Below are 17,041 nucleotides of genomic sequence, written 5' to 3' on the forward strand. Positions count from 1 at the left end.
GCTTCACTATTCCAGATTATGAGTAATAAACGTTTGTATTCTAGTCAGTTTATCGTGATCCAGCCCGAATAATTTTTCAGCAGGCTGATCAAACGTATAAGGAGCGGCAAAAATGAACGACGACGCAGCAATATTATCCGGTCCGATAAACAGTGCATTATGGACCGGGCGCTGTTCTCTGATATCACACGGGCCATAAAGCACGATCACCGGTATCTGCTGCGCATCTGCAATATAAGCATTGCCAGAGTCAGAGGAGATGTAGAAATCCATCTGTGCAATGGCCCACGGAACCTCTTCCAGTTTTAGCTCACCAATCAGACTGACGATATTGTCTTTCGGGCCGGTCAGGCTCAGTAACTCATCCAGCCACGGCTGCTCAGCCGGTGGGCCAAACACATAAAAGGTACAGGGCAGGTCAGCAAGCGACGCCATCAGCTGCTGCCAGATGCTGGCGGGAATGGTTTTAGCCCGGTTACCGGCAGAAATACTGATGCCAATTTTAATACCGCTGCGCGGATTAACCAGCGCGGCGGGCGGCGCAGGCGGCTGCCAGAGCGGAGAGGTCGCATGCTTGGGGAAATCGGTGTAGCGGTAGTCTCGATTAATCAGCTTCAGGTAGCTGTCGAGCGTTAAATCCGTTTTGGTGTGGTCGACAATACCGCTGGCGCTGCGATAGAAGGTCTTATGGTAGGACTTACGCACATAGGTGCGCAGAAACTGCTTGTTCGGTGCGTTGCAGAGCGCGGCGAAAAACAGGTTCACGCTGTTTGGCTGCACCAGATAGACGTTGTCATAGCGGTTCATCAGAGTGAACGCGAGGTTCAGTTTGGCAAAAAAGTTGCGCTTCGCCTCTTCAATCAGAAAATAGCGGCTGACCGTGTCATCGTGACGCGCCAGCGGCTCCACCGCTTTGCTGATCAGCAACTCAGACTGACCCAGTGCGCGCAGCATCGGGGTGATATTAATAAAATCACCAATCTTTGCTGTCTGGATGATCAGGCTGCGTCCGGTTGGCCGGTAAAACAGCCGCATTATGGCCCGGAAAGGCAGCAACAGCAGGTAGATCAGCACATAGTTCATGGCATGTTTTCCGTAATAACGGCCCGCAGTTTCTCTGCCACCGTGTCAGCAGTCAGCTCTGCCAGATTATGATTCGGGGCGCTCAGTGCCTGTTGGTTCTGCCCGTAACCGCCAATCAATCCAGGATCGGTTGGACCATACAGCGTGAGGTTGGGGCGATCCAGTGCCGCCGTCAGATGGCTCAATCCTGTATCCACTGAGACCACCGCGCGTGCGCCCGCCAGCTGTTGTGCTATCGCTTCCAGCGTCAGCTTAGGCAGCACATCGACATGCTCAAATCCTTCTGCAAGGCGCTGCGCACGCTGATGCTCATGCTCAGCACCCCAGGGCAATTTCACCCGCAACCCGCTGGGCTGCATCTGCTCAATCAGCTGTCGCCAGTGTGATTCCGGCCAGTGCTTGTTGTCACGTGTCGTGGCATGCAGAAAGACCAGGTAATGATGTGCGTCAGCGGGCAGATGATGCAGGAAGTGTCCGGCAATCGCGTAGTCACCCTGACTTTGCGGCTTTTCATAGCCCAGGCTTTTGGCGAACAGTTCGCGCGTCCGCTCAACCGCGTGCTGTCGCTTACTGACCTCATGGCGGATGTCATACCACCAGCTGGCGAACGGCTCACGCGCGCTACGGCTGTCCTGCCCATGTTTCACCCCTTTCGATAAGCGGGTGACCAGCGCGGCACTTTTGATCAGGCCCTGTGCATCAATCACGATATCGTACTCACGTGACTGTAACGCGCGCTTAAACAGCACGCGCTCTTCACGCTGCTGACTGCCAAACCAGTGTTTGCGCCAGCGGCGAATCGCGACCGGTAACACTTTATCTACTGCGGGATGCCAGCCAGGGATCTGTGCGAAATTCTCTTCCACTACCCAGTCGAAACGGATGCCGGGAATGGCATGCATTGCATCGGTCAGTGCCGGGAGCGAATGCAGCACATCGCCCATTGATGAAGTTTTAACAATCAGGACGTGCATGGCACCTCCTGTGGCGCGAGCAGTTCGCTCAGCGTCTGATGTACACGTTCAGGCTGAATATCGATCAGGCTCTGGTGATAGCCCTGTTCGGCATCGCCTTTGCGCACTTTGTGATAGCCGGTAATCAGGCGAATAATTCGCGCCTGCTTTGCCAGCGGCGGCGTAAAGTCAGGGCTGCTTGGTCCATAGAGCGCCACCAGTGGACGATCCAGCGCCGCGGCGATATGCATCAGGCCGGAGTCGTTGCTGACCACGGCACGGCATTGCGCCAGCAAAATCACCGCCTGTTCCAGCTGAGTTTCACCCGCCAGATTACGGCAGTGGCCACGCGCCTCTTCGGGCAGCGCAGCGATAATCTCTTCGCCGGTCGGGCGATCTTTGGCGGAGCCAAACAGCACGATCTGAAAGCCTTCAGCAATCAACTGGCGGGCCAGCGTGGCGTAGTGATAGTGCGGCCAGCGTTTGGCCGGACCAAATTCAGCACCCGGACAAAAACCGATGACCGGACGGGTCGCGGCGAGCTGAAACTGTGCGGCCGTTTCAATTTTTTCCTGCTCTTCAACCTGCAGTTTTGGCCACAACAGCGGCTGTGGCAGCTGCGCCGCCGACGCAACAGGTGTGTCGTAGCCCAGCGCAACGTAGCGCTCAACCATCAGCGGAAACGCGGCTTTATCCAGCACCCGCAAATCATTCAGCAGGCCATAGCGCATTTCACCGCGCCAGCCGACGCGGCGTTTTATTCCGGCAAAGAAGGGGACCAGCGCCGACTTGAAAGAGTTAGGCAGCACATAAGCACGGTCGTAGTGACTGGCGCGCAGCACTTTGCCCAACCGGCGACGCTCACCGATTTCCAGCGCGCCATGCCCAAGCGGCATCGCCAGCGCCTGATTCACCTCCGGCATGCGTGACAACAACGGACGGCACCATGCAGGTGCCATCACGTCAATCACCGCATCGGGATGTTCGGCCTTGAGGGTGCGATAGAGACTTTGCGACATCATCATATCGCCGACCCACGACGGGCCGATTACCAGAATTTTCATCGCCGGAGCAGCTTCCTTTATGCGTTACGGTTCAGCCAGACCATATAGTCAGCGACGCCCTGCGCCACCGTTTTAAATGGCTTGTCGTAGCCAGCGGCACGCAATTTAGTGAGATCGGCCTGAGTATAGGCCTGGTACCGTCCTTTGAGCTTTTCCGGGAACGGGATGTACTCGATCTGACCTTTCTGGTGGAACTTCAGTACTGCGTCAGCCACTTCCTGGAAGGACTCGGCGCGGCCTGTGCCACAGTTGTAAATCCCGGAGACGCCATTTTCCCAGCACCACAGGTTCACTTCCGCAACATCATCAACGTGGATGAAATCACGTTTAAAGCCGTCGCTGCCTTCAAACAGTTTTGGATTTTCATCGTTGCTGATCTGCGTGTTCAGATGGAAGGCAACGCTTGCCATGCTGCCCTTGTGGCCTTCACGCGGTCCATAGACATTGAAATAGCGGAAGCCGCATACCGGCGAGTTCGCTTCCGGCAGCATCTGACGGACGTAATGGTCGAACAGCATCTTGGAGTAGCCATAAACATTAAGCGGCTGCTCATACTGACGCTCTTCAATGAAATTCTCATTGCGTCCGCCGTAGGTCGCTGCGGAAGAAGCGTAGAGGAACGGGATCTCGCGCTCAAGACAGAAGTGCAGCAGCTCTTTGGAGTACTGATAGTTGTTTTCCATCATGTACTTGCCATCCCACTCGGTGGTGGAGGAGCAGGCGCCCTGATGGAACACCGCTTCGATCGGGCCTAAATCATCGCCCGCCATCACGCTCATCAGGAACTCTTCTTTGTCCATGTAATCGACGATATCCAGGTCGACTAAATTGGCAAACTTGGTGCCATCCTTCAGATTATCCACCACCAGAATGTCGGTGTGACCGCGATCGTTCAGCGCTTTGACAATGTTGCTGCCAATCATTCCTGCGCCGCCAGTTACGATAATCATGTTGTTACCTTCAACGTTGTGGGGTGAAACAGGAGGTTTCACACACGAATATCTCACATCATAACATTTCATCAGGGTGCAGACAGCCAGATGACTCTGTAACGCTTTATGCGTACATCCTTGCGGCGTGAACTATGCTGCAAAAATGACATTCTGTTGGGCGATTTATCGTGAAGAAGCGGCCTGTTCAGTAAGATATGCCAGATTTTTGCCATCTGAGGAGAGCAATGATGCCTGCGCAATTTTATCAACAACTTCGTCAGCAACTTGATGATGCACGTCAGGAAGGACTGTTTAAACAGGAGCGGATCATCACCTCTGCCCAGCAGACGGAGATCGCGGTTGGCGATAATCCGGCGGTGATTAACTTCTGCGCCAATAACTACTTAGGTTTAGCGAACCATCCGGCGCTGATTCAGGCGGCGAAAGAGGGGATGGATTCGTATGGTTTTGGCATGGCGTCGGTGCGCTTTATTTGCGGCACGCAGGATAGTCATAAGCAGCTGGAAAAGCGGCTGGCAGACTTTCTCGGCATGGAGGATGCCATTCTTTACTCCTCCTGTTTCGATGCCAATGGCGGCCTGTTTGAAACCCTGCTCGATGCGCAGGATGCCGTCATCTCTGATGCGCTGAACCACGCTTCCATCATCGATGGCGTCCGGCTGTGCAAAGCGCAGCGTTACCGCTATGCCAATAACGATATGGCGCAGCTGCGCGCCTGTCTGCAGGAAGCGCGCGATAAAGGCGCGCGTCATATTTTGATCGCCACCGATGGGGTCTTCTCAATGGATGGGGTGATTGCGAATCTGCCCGCTATCTGCGATCTGGCCGATGAGTTTTCTGCGCTGGTGATGGTGGATGATTCCCATGCGGTGGGCTTTGTCGGGAACGCCGGACGCGGAACCCATGAATATTGCGATGTGATGGGCCGGGTCGACATCATTACCGGCACGCTGGGTAAAGCGCTGGGTGGCGCCTCCGGTGGCTACACCGCAGCAAAAGCAGAAGTGGTGGAGTGGCTGCGCCAGCGTTCCCGTCCCTATCTGTTCTCTAACTCGCTGGCCCCGGCCATTGTTGCCGCCTCGCTGCGGGTGCTGGATCTGCTCAGCGAAGGCGACGGGCTGCGTCAGCGTCTGTGGGACAACGCCCGTTACTTTCGGGAGCAGATGACGGCGGCGGGCTTTACGCTGGCGGGAGCCGATCACGCCATTATCCCGGTAATGCTGGGTGAAGCCAGCGTCGCCCAGGAGTTCGCCCGCCTGCTGCAACAGGAAGGCATCTACGTTACCGGCTTCTTCTATCCGGTGGTGCCAAAAGGACAGGCACGTATTCGCACCCAAATCTCTGCGGCGCATACCCAGCAACAGCTGGAACGTGCGGTGGCGGCCTTTACCCGTATCGGCAAACAACTGGGCGTTATCGCCTGAGGAGACCGTCATGAAAGCACTCGCCAAACTGAAGAAGGAAACGGGCATCTGGATGGTGACCGATGCGCCGGTTCCGGAGCCGGGCCACAACGATTTGCTGATTAAGATTCGTAAAACCGCCATCTGCGGTACCGATGTCCATATCTACAACTGGGATGACTGGTCGCGCAAAACCATTCCGGTACCGATGATTGTCGGTCATGAATATGTGGGGGAAGTGGTTGCGATAGGACAGGAAGTGAAAGGCTTTACGATTGGCGATCGGGTCTCGGGCGAGGGGCACATTACCTGCGGACATTGCCGCAATTGCCGTGCCGGGCGAACGCATTTATGCCGTAACACAATGGGTGTAGGTGTTAACCGCCAGGGCTGTTTTGCGGAGTATCTGGTTATCCCGGCCTTCAATGCGTTCAAAATTCCCGACAACATTTCCGATGAGCTGGCGGCAATCTTTGATCCGTTCGGCAACGCCGTGCATACCGCGCTATCGTTCGATCTGGTGGGTGAGGATGTGCTGATATCCGGCGCGGGTCCTATCGGCATCATGGCCGCCGCGGTCTGTCGCCATGTCGGCGCACGCAACGTGGTGATCACGGACATCAATGAGTATCGTCTGGCACTGGCGCGCAAAATGGGCGTCACGCGCGCGGTGAATGTGGCGAATGAGGATCTGCGAGACGTGATGCACTCGCTGGGCATGACAGAAGGATTCGATGTCGGGCTGGAGATGTCTGGTGCACCACCTGCCTTCCGTTCATTGCTGGAGGTAATGAATCACGGGGGGCGGATTGCACTGCTGGGCATCCCGCCGGGTGAAATGGCGATCGACTGGAATCAGGTGATCTTCAAAGGGCTTTTTATCAAGGGCATTTATGGCCGGGAGATGTTTGAAACCTGGTATAAAATGGCGGCGCTGATCCAGTCCGGGCTTGATTTAACGCCGGTTATTACCCATCGCTATGGAATCGACGATTTCCAGCAGGGCTTTGATGAGATGCGTTCAGGACGCTCGGGAAAAGTGATACTGAGCTGGGATTAAAACAGCGGCCGCCAGAGCGGCCGTATGATTAGCTTTGTTTTTTCTCTTCATCGGTCAGGTAGCGCACTTTGCGCGTGTAGTCCTGGCCTTTGAAGTTCAGCGGCTGTTGCGGATCGGCGAGGTATTTTTGCCATTCCGACAGCGGAAAGCCGCCATGTGCGCCTACCACTTCAGGCGGGATCACCGCCGACTGACCGCCAATTTTCTTTGAGACCGGCCAGTTAGCCCATTCGCCCAGATTGACGGTTTTAATATCCAGCATGTCCAGCAATACCGCCAGCGGCAGCTGGTCAGTAGGCGGCTGGCTGTCGTTCATTAAATTCCAGGTATCATTAAACAGCGTCAGCCACAGCGGCGAAATGCGCTGCCAGACATCACGGGTGGCGGCCAGGTAAGCCCCATTCACGTGATCCACCAGCCAGGGCCGGATACTGTGCGGGTAGTAGGCGGGAATCGCCTCTTCCGGCGCATCAGCCAGCTTGGCAATCATTTTCCCCTGACGAAAACTGGAATAGAGATGGCCGGGCTTCATCATGATCTCCGGCATCTTAAGCAGATTGAGGTCGGAATCGATCATCAGAATGCCGTCGCCTTTAGCCTGTAAGGGCGCCTGCAATTTAATCAAACGACTGCGATAGATCTGCTTGTAGCGATAACTCTCTTCCCGATGCGGGACATCCAGCGTAGCGACACGGGTTTTTACTGGCAGGCTGCCAAAGGCGTGAGCCGGCTGATCGCTGACAATTACGATCTCTTCAGCCTCTGTCGCAAAGCGCGCCGCAAAATCGGCACTGAGCAGGGCTTCTTCGATATAGTCCGCGCCGGTGCAGGGGATCACGACAGAAGTGACCGGTACAGTACCCTGAACCTCTTTCTGCGAATAAGGCAGGTTATGACTCGCCCTGATATGGCGATAACGGGGATTTAAAAAATTAAGCATGAGGTTTCTTTTTCACGACGCTTTGTAAAATATTCTCGACGCCGCTGATATAAGTTTCAATAGCGTACTGTTCACGTACGCGTTTCGCTGCCGCATTGATCAGGCGTTGACGTAAATCCGCATCCTGCCACAGTGCGGTCAGATGCTGGGTCAGTTGCACCACGTTGCCATAATCAAACAGCAGCCCGGTTTCGTCATGACTGATCAATTCGGCAGTACCGACCACGCGGGATCCCACTACGGCGGTATTCACCAGCATCGCCTCCAGCACAACCCTTGGTAAGCCCTCACTGCGTGAGGCAAGAATAAACGCATCAAAGGCAGTGAGGTAATCCAGCGCGTTGTTCTGAAAGCCGGTAAAGACCACGTGCTGCTGGATGTTCTCTGCGGTAGCGAGTTGCAGCAGATGCTGAAGTTCCGGACCCGCTCCGACCACCACCATCTTCCAGTCGGCATCGGGATTAGCGCGTTTAAAACGGCCCAGTGCCTGCAGAATATGGTGATTAGATTTACGCAATATCAGCGAGCCAATCGTGCCGAACACAAAGGTCGAAGGGGAGAGTTTAAAGCGCTGGCGTACTTCAAGGCGGTCGGGCAGAGGCTGGTGGATGTCGATAGCGTTATTGACGGTAAAACAGCGTTCCGCATCAACACCGTGGCTGCGCAGGGTGTTATTCACGCCCTGTGACACGGCAATGATCGCCTGGCAATCCTGATTGACCATGCTGACCAGCCGCGGTTCCAGAACCGGATCGATACGGCAGTGTTGCACTACCGCAACATCCAGGCTGCGCGCCGCCAGATAACCTTCCACATTGGTGCTGGGCTGGTTATTCATATAAAGCGTGTCAAACTTCCCCAGCTGCAGCAGTGAATTGATTTTGCTGGCATTGGGCATAATGCGCCAGTGTGTATCAATCTGATCGATGGCGCGCTTCTTGAGCTTTTTATTAAAAAACAGCAGTGCCCGCGCGACTTCTTTAACAAACTTTGCCCAGCGTGGCTGCCTGATTTGCGGAATAAAAAAGACCGGGATAGCCAGCGCATTCAGCGTGGCCTCAATGGTTTCGTCGTTGCCACGGCTGTAGTTGTGATAGAAGCAGCAGGTGATATCAAACTTTTGACGATCGATACGCTTCAACAGCTCCAGCATACTGTTGGTGCCGCCGCCCCACTCTCTGCCGTTATCCAGCAGCAGGATTTTTTGTTTAATCGTCATCCCTATCACTGTTCCTGCACAGCACGTTATCGCCCGACCGAGGATTATAGTAATTTCTGCGTATAAATGAACGCTAAGCTGAACACTTAGCATTCATAGCAAATTCAGAACAGATTTTTTAGCGTGTTAAACAGCGGACTGTTATTCACACTTTCCGCTATTACCGTTAAGGCTCGGGTGGCAGGAACCGGCGCCAGCGGCTGTTTCGGTTTACACAGGCCAGCGGGCTGGAAGCGCGGTGTCGCCGGTTTTGCCGGCGCCACAGGTGTCCGTGAGCCGCTGCGGAGTGATTCGTTCAGCAACTGACTGGGGCGAACCAGCGTAACGTCGGCTGGCAATGTGGGTAACATCTGCTGCAGCACCCGCACGGTGTTAGGGTGGGGATGACCAATAGCAATGGCGTAACCGTCGCGCTGCGCCAGTTTCACCGCCCGACTGAACTGCTGGCGGATGGCATTAATATCCTGGCTGTCATCCAGAAATACCCGGCGTTTTAATACCCTGACCTGGGTGCCCTGTGCGGCAGGAACAGCCTGACTGTTAGCGATGGTCATGCTATCCAGAAAGTAGAGATTATAGTGGTTCAGCGCCTGCATCACTTTCTGCATGCCGGGCAGGCTGGAGGTCATCCTGCTGCCCATATGGTTGTTCAGACCTACGGCATAAGGCACGTTGTTAACCGCATTGCGCATGATGCGGGTAACCTCTTCGCTACTCATCTCCGGCGTTAAGGTATCTTTTTCCAGCGGCTGTTTGCTCAGCGGCGCCATGGGCAGATGGATCAACACTTCGTGACCACTCTGGTGCGCTTTGGTGGCCATTTCACGGGCATGTGGCGCGTTGGGTAAAACCGCCACAGAAATGGCCTGCGGCATCTGCAGGACCTTGTTCTCTTCGGCAGGTCGATAGCCTACGTCATCGATGACAATGGCCAGTTTGCCCGCCTGCGCAGCGTAGCTGAACAGCAGGGCGCTCAACAGAACGGGGATTTTTCGAAGTTGCAGCAAAACCTATTTTCCTAACCACGGGAGTGGATTGACGGCCTGTCCCTGACGTCGGATTTCAAAATAGAGCGACGGGGTACCGCGGCCACCACTGGTGCCCACCAGTGCGATAGGCTGTCCTGCCTTCACCTGCGTACCCACGCTCACCAGCGCACTTTGGTTATAGCCATACAGGCTCATATCGCCTTTACCATGTTCCAGCACGACCACCAGGCCGTAACCCTGTAACCAGTCGGCCATCAGCACGCGGCCATCGGCGATAGCTTTCACCTCGGTACCTTCGCGCGCATCAATCACCAGTCCTTTCCAGCGCAGTTCACCCTGCAGCTGTTCACCAAAGCGATGTTCAATGCGTCCGCGTACCGGCCACAAGGCCTGCCCGCCGGCACGACCAAGTCCACCGGTGCGCGCCACCAGTTCGCGTTCGCTCTGGGTCGGCTGATAGCTGGAGCCTTTGGCTTTCGCCTGCGCCTGACGCTGACGCACTTTTTCCGCCTCACGCGCTTCACGGGCGGCGCGCTCGCGCGCCTCGCGTTCCGCACGGGCAATCTTATCCTGCAGACGGCTTTCGTTCTGACGCATCTCGACCAGATCGGCCTGATCTTTTTCCAGCGCGCTTTCCAGTTTCGTCAGGGTTTTTTTCCGCGCTTCGCTCGCCTGTTGCAGCTTCTGCTGCTGGCCCTGCTGCTGCGCTAATAAGCCTTTCTGCTGCTGTTGCTTCTGCTCCAGCGTGGCGCGTTGCTGAGCCAAATCCTGACGCGTCTGTTGCAGCGATTCGATATTTTTCTGGCGCGCAGCATTCAGATAGCCGAAATAGGCCAGAATACGCTCGCTGCGCTGGCTCTCTTCACCGCCCATCAACAGCTGTACACCGTTGTGCTTACCCTGACGAAACGCCGCATCAAGCTGCTCTGAAAGCAGGTTTTCCTGTTGGGTTTGCTGTTTTTCAAGGCGGGCGATGGAGGTGGCAAGCTGTTTGATTTCGTCATTCAGGGCGTTGAGGCTATTGCGGGTGTCACGCAACTGACGGCTCGCCTGAGCGATGATTTTTTCCTGGCTCTGCAACTGATCCAGTAATTTGCTGCGCTGAAGCTTTTGCGCTTTAACGCTTTTCTCTTTTTCAGCGATGTTTTGCTGAATAGATTGCAACTGAGATTTGCTGTCTTCTGCACTAACGGCGGCCGCAGGCAATAACAGTGCCCCCGCACAAAGCAGGCTAAGGGAGAGGCTGGACAAGTGTGTGAACAACGGCAGGTTATCGCCGTTGGGACGGGTCCTTGTGTGCGAAACGGTTGTTTTTCCCTTCATAGGCCAATGATTATTCCACGATGAACCGCCGCTTACCAGTGCTCCCCACTGGCATTTGCTTTTCCAGTTATGTCCACTTTCACAATGACATGGATTAAGCCTTACGCCATTTTTGCTATTCAGCCACTTTTTTTGGAAAATGAAGCACAAATCGATACTCTGGCCGCATAGCATCTGTACATGCGAAGTGGCGCAGGTATACTCAGAACCCTTGTTTTAGCTTATTAGCCCGGTCTGGAGTCGTTACCCCTCATGCAAGAAATTATGCAGTTTGCAAGCAATCACCCCATCCTGAGTCTGGCATGGGTCGTTTTACTCGTTCTGGTGATTGTGACTACCGTTAAAGGAATGTTCTCTAAGGTAAAAACGATCAGTCGCGGTGAAGCAACCCGCCTGATTAATAAAGAGGACGCGGTAGTTGTAGACGTGCGTTCGCGCGACGATTTCCGCAGAGGTCATATTTCAGGTGCGCTGAATGTCGCAGCCGCTGAGATTAAAAAAGGCAACATCGACGAACTGGCAAAGCATAAAGCGCAGCCCATAATTGTGGTGTGTGCAACCGGACAAAGCGCGGGTGATTCTGCTGCGCATCTCAGCGCGGCCGGCTTTGAGCAGGTTTCAGTGCTGAAAGATGGTATCAGTGGCTGGAGCGGCGAAAATCTGCCGTTAGTTCGCGGCAAATAATCATACAGAGGTGCTGATCATGGCAAATGTTGAAGTGTATACCAAGGCGACTTGCCCTTACTGTCATCGGGCGAAGGCGCTGTTAACGCAAAAAGGCGTATCGTTTCAGGAGATCCCCATTGATGGAGACATGGCGAAACGCGAAGAGATGATCAAGCGTAGCGGCCGCACCACCGTGCCTCAGATTTTTATTGATGCGCAGCACATTGGTGGCTGCGACGACTTATTCGCACTCGATAATCGCGAAGGTTTAGATCCCTTACTGCAGGCGTAATTTTACGCCGGACAATCTCATACATAGGATTTGGTCACATGTCAGAACATAACACCAACGAAATGCAATTCCAGATTCAGCGCGTATTCACCAAAGACATCTCTTTTGAAGCGCCAAATGCACCACAGGTTTTCCAGAAAGAGTGGGAACCGGACGTTAAACTGGATCTGGACACTGCATCTTCTCAGCTGGCTGACGAAGTTTACGAAGTGGTACTTCGTGTGACTGTAACCGCCACCGTGGGCGAAGAAACCGCTTTCCTGTGTGAAGTTCAGCAGGCCGGTATTTTCACCATCAGCGGTATCGAAGGAACGCAGATGGCACACTGCCTGGGCGCATACTGCCCGAACATCCTGTTCCCGTACGCACGCGAATGCATTACCAGCCTGGTATCACGTGGTACCTTCCCGCAGCTGAACCTGGCACCGGTTAACTTTGATGCGCTGTTCATGAACTACCTGCAGCAGCAGCAAGGTGAAGAAGGTGCTGAACCACATCAGGATGCCTGATGACAACTCACGCTTCGATTAGCGTCATCGGTGCCGGTTCATACGGCACCGCTTTGGCGATTACGCTGGCCCGCAACGGCCATCCGGTGCTGTTGTGGGGACATAACCCGGCGCATCTGGCGCAACTTCAGAGTGACCGCTGCAACACCGCTTTCCTGCCTGATGTCCCGTTCCCCGACAATCTTTCCCTTGAACCTGATCTGACCAAAGCTATTGCTGCCAGCCGCGATTTATTGGTTGTGGTGCCGAGTCATGTCTTTGGCGAGGTACTGCAGCAGATCAAGCCTCATCTGCGATCCGACTCGCGTATTGTCTGGGCGACCAAAGGGCTGGAAAAAGAGACCGGCCGTCTGCTGCAGGATGTGGCGCGGGAAATTGTCGGCGATGACATTCCGCTGGCTGTAATCTCCGGACCGACTTTTGCGAAAGAGCTGGCAGCCGGATTACCGACGGCTATCGCGCTGGCCGCAACGGATGCGCAGTTTGCTGAGGATCTGCAGCAGAAGCTGCACTGCGGTAAGAGCTTCCGCGTTTATAACAACCCTGACTTCATCGGCGTACAGCTGGGCGGTGCGGTAAAAAACGTGATTGCTATTGGTGCCGGGATCTCTGACGGAATTGGTTTTGGCGCGAATGCGCGTACCGCACTGATCACCCGTGGTCTGGCTGAAATGAGCCGGCTGGGCGCCGCGCTGGGTGCCGATCCCACCACCTTTATGGGGATGGCGGGTCTGGGCGATCTGGTGCTGACCTGTACCGATAATCAGTCACGTAACCGTCGTTTTGGCATGATGCTGGGCCAGGGCGAGGATGTAGATAGCGCGCAACGCATTATCGGACAAGTAGTAGAAGGCTACAGAAACACCAAAGAAGTCAAAGCATTGGCTGCCCGTTTTGGTGTGGAAATGCCGATCACCGAGCAGATTTATCAGGTGCTGTATTGCGAAAAGCCGGCGAGAGATGCAGCATTGAGTCTGCTGGGACGAACAAGGAAGGACGAAAACAGCACTGGCTAACGCAGGACGCGTAGCATCATCACCTGCAGCGCCCATTCAGGCGCTTTTTTTATCGGGAGAAAACAGCAATGTCGTCTGATGAGTTAGAACTGGTCTGGAATAATATCAAAGCAGAAGCGCGCGCCCTGGCTGATTGTGAGCCGATGCTGGCCAGCTTCTTCCACGCGACATTGCTCAAGCATGAAAATCTCGGTAGCGCACTGAGTTATATGCTGGCCAACAAGCTGGCTAACCCGATTATGCCCGCCATCGCCATTCGTGAAATCGTCGAAGAAGCCTACCGTGAAGATCCGTCGATGATTATGTCAGCGGCGTACGATATTCAGGCGGTGCGCCAGCGTGACCCGGCAGTCGATAAATACTCCACGCCGCTGCTCTACCTCAAAGGTTTTCACGCCTTACAGGCCTACCGCATTGGCCACTGGCTGTGGAATGAAGGCCGGCGCGCGCTGGCGGTTTATCTGCAGAATGAAATCTCCGTCTCCTTTGCCGTCGATATTCATCCCGCCGCCAACATAGGCCACGGCATCATGCTCGACCATGCCACAGGCATTGTGATTGGTGAAACCGCCGTGGTTGAGAATGATGTCTCGATCCTGCAATCGGTTACGCTGGGCGGAACCGGCAAAACCAGCGGCGATCGTCACCCGAAAATCCGTGAAGGGGTGATGATTGGTGCCGGTGCGAAAGTCCTGGGCAATATTGAAGTTGGCAAGGGAGCCAAAATCGGTGCCGGATCCGTGGTGTTACAGCCCGTGCCGCCGCACACCACCGCAGCAGGCGTACCCGCGCGAATCGTCGGTAAGCCAGGCAGTGAAAAGCCGTCGATGGATATGGATCAGCACTTTAATGGCAGCCTGGCGGGTTTTCAGTTTGGCGACGGCATCTAGTCTTTAATCAGCGCGCCCGCATAATCAAGCTGGCGCCAGGCTTCATAGACCACCACCGAAACGGCGTTCGACAAATTCATACTGCGGCTTTCCGCTTTCATCGGGATACGGATTTTCTGCTGAGCCGGTAGCGCCGCTAAGATCTCAGCCGGAAGACCACGGCTCTCCGGGCCAAACAGCAGATAATCGCCAGCCTGGTACGCTACGGCACTGTGTGCGGGCGTACCTTTGGTCGTCAGCGCAAACAGACGCTCAGGCGACTCTGAGGCGATAAATGCCTGATAGTCGGCGTGGAATTTAATGGCAGTGAATTCGTGGTAATCCAGCCCGGCGCGGCGTAAACGCTTGTCATCCCAGGCAAAACCAAGCGGCTGAATCAGATGAAGCTGAAAGCCAGTATTGGCACACAGGCGGATGATATTGCCGGTATTCGGCGGAATTTCTGGTTCAAACAAGACAATGTTAAGCATAAGGCCCCCGATGACAGGGGCCGAAGCATAACAAATTATTGACGAGCGGAGGAGTAGAGCGGCAACCAGAGGGTCAGACGCAGGCCGCCCAATGGGCTGTCATCCGCTTTAACCCAGCCGCGATGTTGCTGCACTGCCGTTTCAACAATCGCCAGGCCAAGACCGGTGCCGCCGGATTCGCGATCGCGTGCTTCATCGGTACGGTAGAAAGGCCGGAAAATCTGTTCACGATCTTCCGGACTCACGCCAGGTCCATCGTCATCAACATGTACCGTGATGCCGGAAATATCGACGGAGAAGCTGACGCTGATATGGGTGTGTGAATAGCGCAGCGCATTGCGTACGATATTTTCCAGCGCACTCTCCAGCGCATGGGGGTTACCATAAAGCGGCCACGGGCCAGGCGGATAGGGAATATCCATCTTCTTGCCCATCTGCTCCGCTTCGAAGCGGGCATCTTCCAGCACCCCATTCCACAACTGATTCGCCTTCATCGCTTCGCTGACCAGCGCATTTTTATGCTGGGTGCGCGACAGCACCAGCAGATCGTTAATCATGCCATCAAGACGCTGTGCTTCCATCTCAATGCGGCCCAGCTCTTTGCCTTCACCCTGACGCCGACGCAGCAGCGCGGTAGCCAGTTGCAGACGGGTGAGCGGGGTACGAAGCTCATGGCTGATATCCGATAACAGACGTTGCTGACCGGTCATCATCCGCTCCAGCGCACTGACCATCTGGTTAAAGCTGGAACCCGCCGCCAGAAACTCCTGTGGGCCCGATTCCAGTTCCGGATGCTGACGCAGGTTTCCGCTTGCGACTTCGTCGGCAGCATATTTCAGCTTACGTGCCGGACGAGCCAGGCTCCAGGCCAGCCAGAGCAGCAGTGGTGAGCTGATGAGCATGGTGACGATAAGCAGTAACAGGGGACGGTCAAACAGCAGATTGACGAAATCGAGCTGGGAACTGTTGGCGGGACGAATCATGTAAAGCTGGTAGTTATCTTCGCCATCCCGAACGGCGAAAGGCCCTACCAGCTCAACACGACCATATTTCTTCTTCTGCGGATGATCGGCATTGTCAGACTGGCCGATAAAATTGCGGATAACCTGCATTTCGTTATGTTGCGCGCCGATCACCCGACCTTCACTGGTCACTAACAGCAGCCGCTGACCCGGCGGTGCCCACTTCTCCACTGCCCGAAACAGACGACGCCACCACATCAGATCGTTAGGGGGATCCTGTGACAGCTCTGCTTCGACGTGTTGCTCAATCATGATGCCCTGCCGCTGTTCACTTTCCAGCAGCGAGGTCATCTGTCGTGAATCGAGCTTGGGCACCATTAGCACCAGCATCAACACCAGCGCCAGCGTCAACCAGAAGATGGCGAAGATACGGGTGGTCAGACTTCCAATCATGATGCCGAAACCATCAGATAGCCGCGGCCACGTAAGGTTTTGAACCAGGGATGGCCGTCACGGCGTTCAGGCAGCTTGCGACGCAGATTGGAGATATGCATATCAATAGCGCGGTCAAAAGGCGTCAGGCGTTTGCCCAGCACTTCCTGACTCAGATGCTCACGCGACACCACCTGGCCCAGATGCTGCGCCAGCAGATAGAGCAGGGTGAATTCCGTGCCGGTCAAATCCAGCGTGACATCATCGAAACTGGCCTCCTGACGGCCGGGATTGAGACGCAGGCAGTCCACTTCCAGCGTGGGCGAGCTATTGTCGTGTTGCTGCTGCTGTTCACTCCAGTTTGAGCGCCGCAGAATAGCGCGGATACGCGCCACCAGTTCACGATCGTTAAACGGCTTAGGCAGATAGTCATCTGCGCCCAGTTCGAGGCCCAGTACGCGATCCAGCTCGCTGCCGCGCGCCGTTAGCATGATGACGGGGGTTTGATGTTGCTGACGCAGTTCTTTCAGGGTGTCGATACCGTTTTTCTTCGGCATCATGACATCCAGTAAAAGCAAATCAATTGAGTTATCGAGCAGGTTCAGCGCTTGTTCACCATCGCTGGCTACCACCACTTCAAACCCTTCCATTTCTAACAGTTCTTTTAAAAGCGAAGTTAATTCGCGATCGTCATCTACCAACAGGATTTTATTCATTTTTGTAGCCCTCCGCAGGCAAAATACCGTGTTCCTGGCGCACCTATCCATCGCTTTACGTAGTTTTACACCCCCTGACGGATGTTTGCAGCTGTCGCCGT

General features: G+C 54.9%; 18 protein-coding genes. 7 read left to right on the top strand and 11 right to left on the bottom strand.

Translation table 11 applies throughout. The annotated features are described in order from the left end of the window. Nucleotides 1–6: 6 nt before the first annotated feature. The 4 genes from ACR8BN_RS00665 to rfaD are packed head-to-tail and all read right to left on the bottom strand — an operon-like array spanning nucleotide 7 to nucleotide 4,050. Nucleotides 7–1,083: a glycosyltransferase family 9 protein gene (locus ACR8BN_RS00665; protein WP_434747239.1), complete on the bottom strand. Its 1,077-nt coding sequence runs from the start codon at nucleotides 1,081–1,083 to the stop codon at nucleotides 7–9. Beyond that, a complete protein-coding gene (gene rfaC / locus ACR8BN_RS00670; RefSeq protein WP_010258262.1) occupies nucleotides 1,080–2,057 on the bottom strand; it encodes a lipopolysaccharide heptosyltransferase RfaC in 978 nt (325 codons plus the stop codon). The genes ACR8BN_RS00665 and rfaC overlap by 4 nt, the downstream gene beginning before the upstream one ends. Further along, entirely contained in the window at nucleotides 2,045–3,100 is a 1,056-nt protein-coding gene (rfaF, locus tag ACR8BN_RS00675; RefSeq protein WP_010258260.1) for an ADP-heptose--LPS heptosyltransferase RfaF, read from the bottom strand. The genes rfaC and rfaF overlap by 13 nt, the downstream gene beginning before the upstream one ends. A 17-nt stretch (nucleotides 3,101–3,117) precedes the next feature. Next, nucleotides 3,118–4,050, bottom strand: a complete 933-nt coding sequence (gene rfaD, locus ACR8BN_RS00680; RefSeq protein ID WP_010258257.1) for an ADP-glyceromanno-heptose 6-epimerase — start codon at nucleotides 4,048–4,050, stop codon at nucleotides 3,118–3,120. A gap of 230 nt (nucleotides 4,051–4,280) precedes the next feature. On the opposite strand from rfaD, the gene ACR8BN_RS00685 reads away from it, so the two are divergent. Both ACR8BN_RS00685 and tdh read left to right on the top strand, forming a co-directional pair. After that, nucleotides 4,281–5,477, top strand: a complete 1,197-nt coding sequence (locus ACR8BN_RS00685) for a glycine C-acetyltransferase (protein WP_163638445.1) — start codon at nucleotides 4,281–4,283, stop codon at nucleotides 5,475–5,477. Nucleotides 5,478–5,487: 10 nt separating this feature from the next. Beyond that, nucleotides 5,488–6,516: an L-threonine 3-dehydrogenase gene (tdh, locus tag ACR8BN_RS00690; RefSeq protein ID WP_031591867.1), complete on the top strand. Its 1,029-nt coding sequence runs from the start codon at nucleotides 5,488–5,490 to the stop codon at nucleotides 6,514–6,516. Between the two features lie 28 nt (nucleotides 6,517–6,544). Here the strand turns inward: tdh and ACR8BN_RS00695 are convergent, their stop codons facing one another. The 4 genes from ACR8BN_RS00695 to envC form a co-directional block, all read right to left on the bottom strand. Continuing rightward, on the bottom strand, nucleotides 6,545–7,456 hold the full coding sequence (locus tag ACR8BN_RS00695; RefSeq protein ID WP_109653817.1) for a hypothetical protein: 912 nt from the start codon (nucleotides 7,454–7,456) through the stop codon (nucleotides 6,545–6,547). Then, nucleotides 7,449–8,675, bottom strand: a complete 1,227-nt coding sequence (locus ACR8BN_RS00700) for a glycosyltransferase (RefSeq protein ID WP_424998134.1) — start codon at nucleotides 8,673–8,675, stop codon at nucleotides 7,449–7,451. The genes ACR8BN_RS00695 and ACR8BN_RS00700 overlap by 8 nt, the downstream gene beginning before the upstream one ends. 104 nt (nucleotides 8,676–8,779) lie before the next feature. After that, nucleotides 8,780–9,682, bottom strand: coding sequence for a divergent polysaccharide deacetylase family protein (locus ACR8BN_RS00705; protein ID WP_115764416.1), 903 nt, complete (start codon nucleotides 9,680–9,682; stop codon nucleotides 8,780–8,782). Nucleotides 9,683–9,685: 3 nt separating this feature from the next. Next, nucleotides 9,686–10,987, bottom strand: a complete 1,302-nt coding sequence (gene envC, locus ACR8BN_RS00710; RefSeq protein ID WP_064703044.1) for a murein hydrolase activator EnvC — start codon at nucleotides 10,985–10,987, stop codon at nucleotides 9,686–9,688. Between the two features lie 252 nt (nucleotides 10,988–11,239). Between envC and ACR8BN_RS00715 the strand changes: the two genes are divergently transcribed. From ACR8BN_RS00715 to cysE, 5 genes are all read left to right on the top strand, one after another. Continuing rightward, nucleotides 11,240–11,671 carry a rhodanese-like domain-containing protein gene (locus ACR8BN_RS00715; RefSeq protein ID WP_109653815.1) on the top strand — a complete coding sequence of 144 codons (432 nt, stop codon included), beginning with the start codon at nucleotides 11,240–11,242 and terminating at the stop codon, nucleotides 11,669–11,671. Between the two features lie 19 nt (nucleotides 11,672–11,690). Continuing rightward, the gene (grxC, locus tag ACR8BN_RS00720; protein WP_010258231.1) at nucleotides 11,691–11,945 is read left to right on the top strand and encodes a glutaredoxin 3; all 255 of its coding nucleotides are present in this window, start codon (nucleotides 11,691–11,693) and stop codon (nucleotides 11,943–11,945) included. Between the two features lie 38 nt (nucleotides 11,946–11,983). Then, nucleotides 11,984–12,454: a protein-export chaperone SecB gene (secB, locus tag ACR8BN_RS00725; protein ID WP_010258229.1), complete on the top strand. Its 471-nt coding sequence runs from the start codon at nucleotides 11,984–11,986 to the stop codon at nucleotides 12,452–12,454. Beyond that, nucleotides 12,454–13,470 (top strand): NAD(P)H-dependent glycerol-3-phosphate dehydrogenase, encoded by a 1,017-nt coding sequence (gene gpsA / locus ACR8BN_RS00730; protein WP_031591863.1) that lies wholly within the window; start codon nucleotides 12,454–12,456, stop codon nucleotides 13,468–13,470. Before secB ends, gpsA begins: the two co-directional genes overlap by 1 nt. A 68-nt stretch (nucleotides 13,471–13,538) precedes the next feature. Further along, nucleotides 13,539–14,360, top strand: a complete 822-nt coding sequence (cysE, locus tag ACR8BN_RS00735) for a serine O-acetyltransferase (RefSeq protein WP_010258225.1) — start codon at nucleotides 13,539–13,541, stop codon at nucleotides 14,358–14,360. Here the strand turns inward: cysE and trmL are convergent. The 3 genes from trmL to cpxR are packed head-to-tail and all read right to left on the bottom strand — an operon-like array spanning nucleotide 14,357 to nucleotide 16,940. Next, on the bottom strand, nucleotides 14,357–14,830 hold the full coding sequence (trmL, locus tag ACR8BN_RS00740; RefSeq protein WP_010258223.1) for a tRNA (uridine(34)/cytosine(34)/5-carboxymethylaminomethyluridine(34)-2'-O)-methyltransferase TrmL: 474 nt from the start codon (nucleotides 14,828–14,830) through the stop codon (nucleotides 14,357–14,359). The two genes, cysE and trmL, sit on opposite strands and share 4 nt — an antisense overlap. Before the next feature lie 35 nt (nucleotides 14,831–14,865). Then, nucleotides 14,866–16,245, bottom strand: coding sequence for an envelope stress sensor histidine kinase CpxA (gene cpxA / locus ACR8BN_RS00745; RefSeq protein ID WP_010258221.1), 1,380 nt, complete (start codon nucleotides 16,243–16,245; stop codon nucleotides 14,866–14,868). Then, nucleotides 16,242–16,940 (bottom strand): envelope stress response regulator transcription factor CpxR, encoded by a 699-nt coding sequence (gene cpxR, locus ACR8BN_RS00750; protein ID WP_009088062.1) that lies wholly within the window; start codon nucleotides 16,938–16,940, stop codon nucleotides 16,242–16,244. The genes cpxA and cpxR overlap by 4 nt, the downstream gene beginning before the upstream one ends. Between the last annotated feature and the right edge of the window lie 101 nt (nucleotides 16,941–17,041).

Source organism: Pantoea sp. Lu_F5_004 (assembly GCF_051136245.1).
Taxonomy (GTDB): Bacteria; Pseudomonadota; Gammaproteobacteria; order Enterobacterales; family Enterobacteriaceae; genus Pantoea; species Pantoea agglomerans.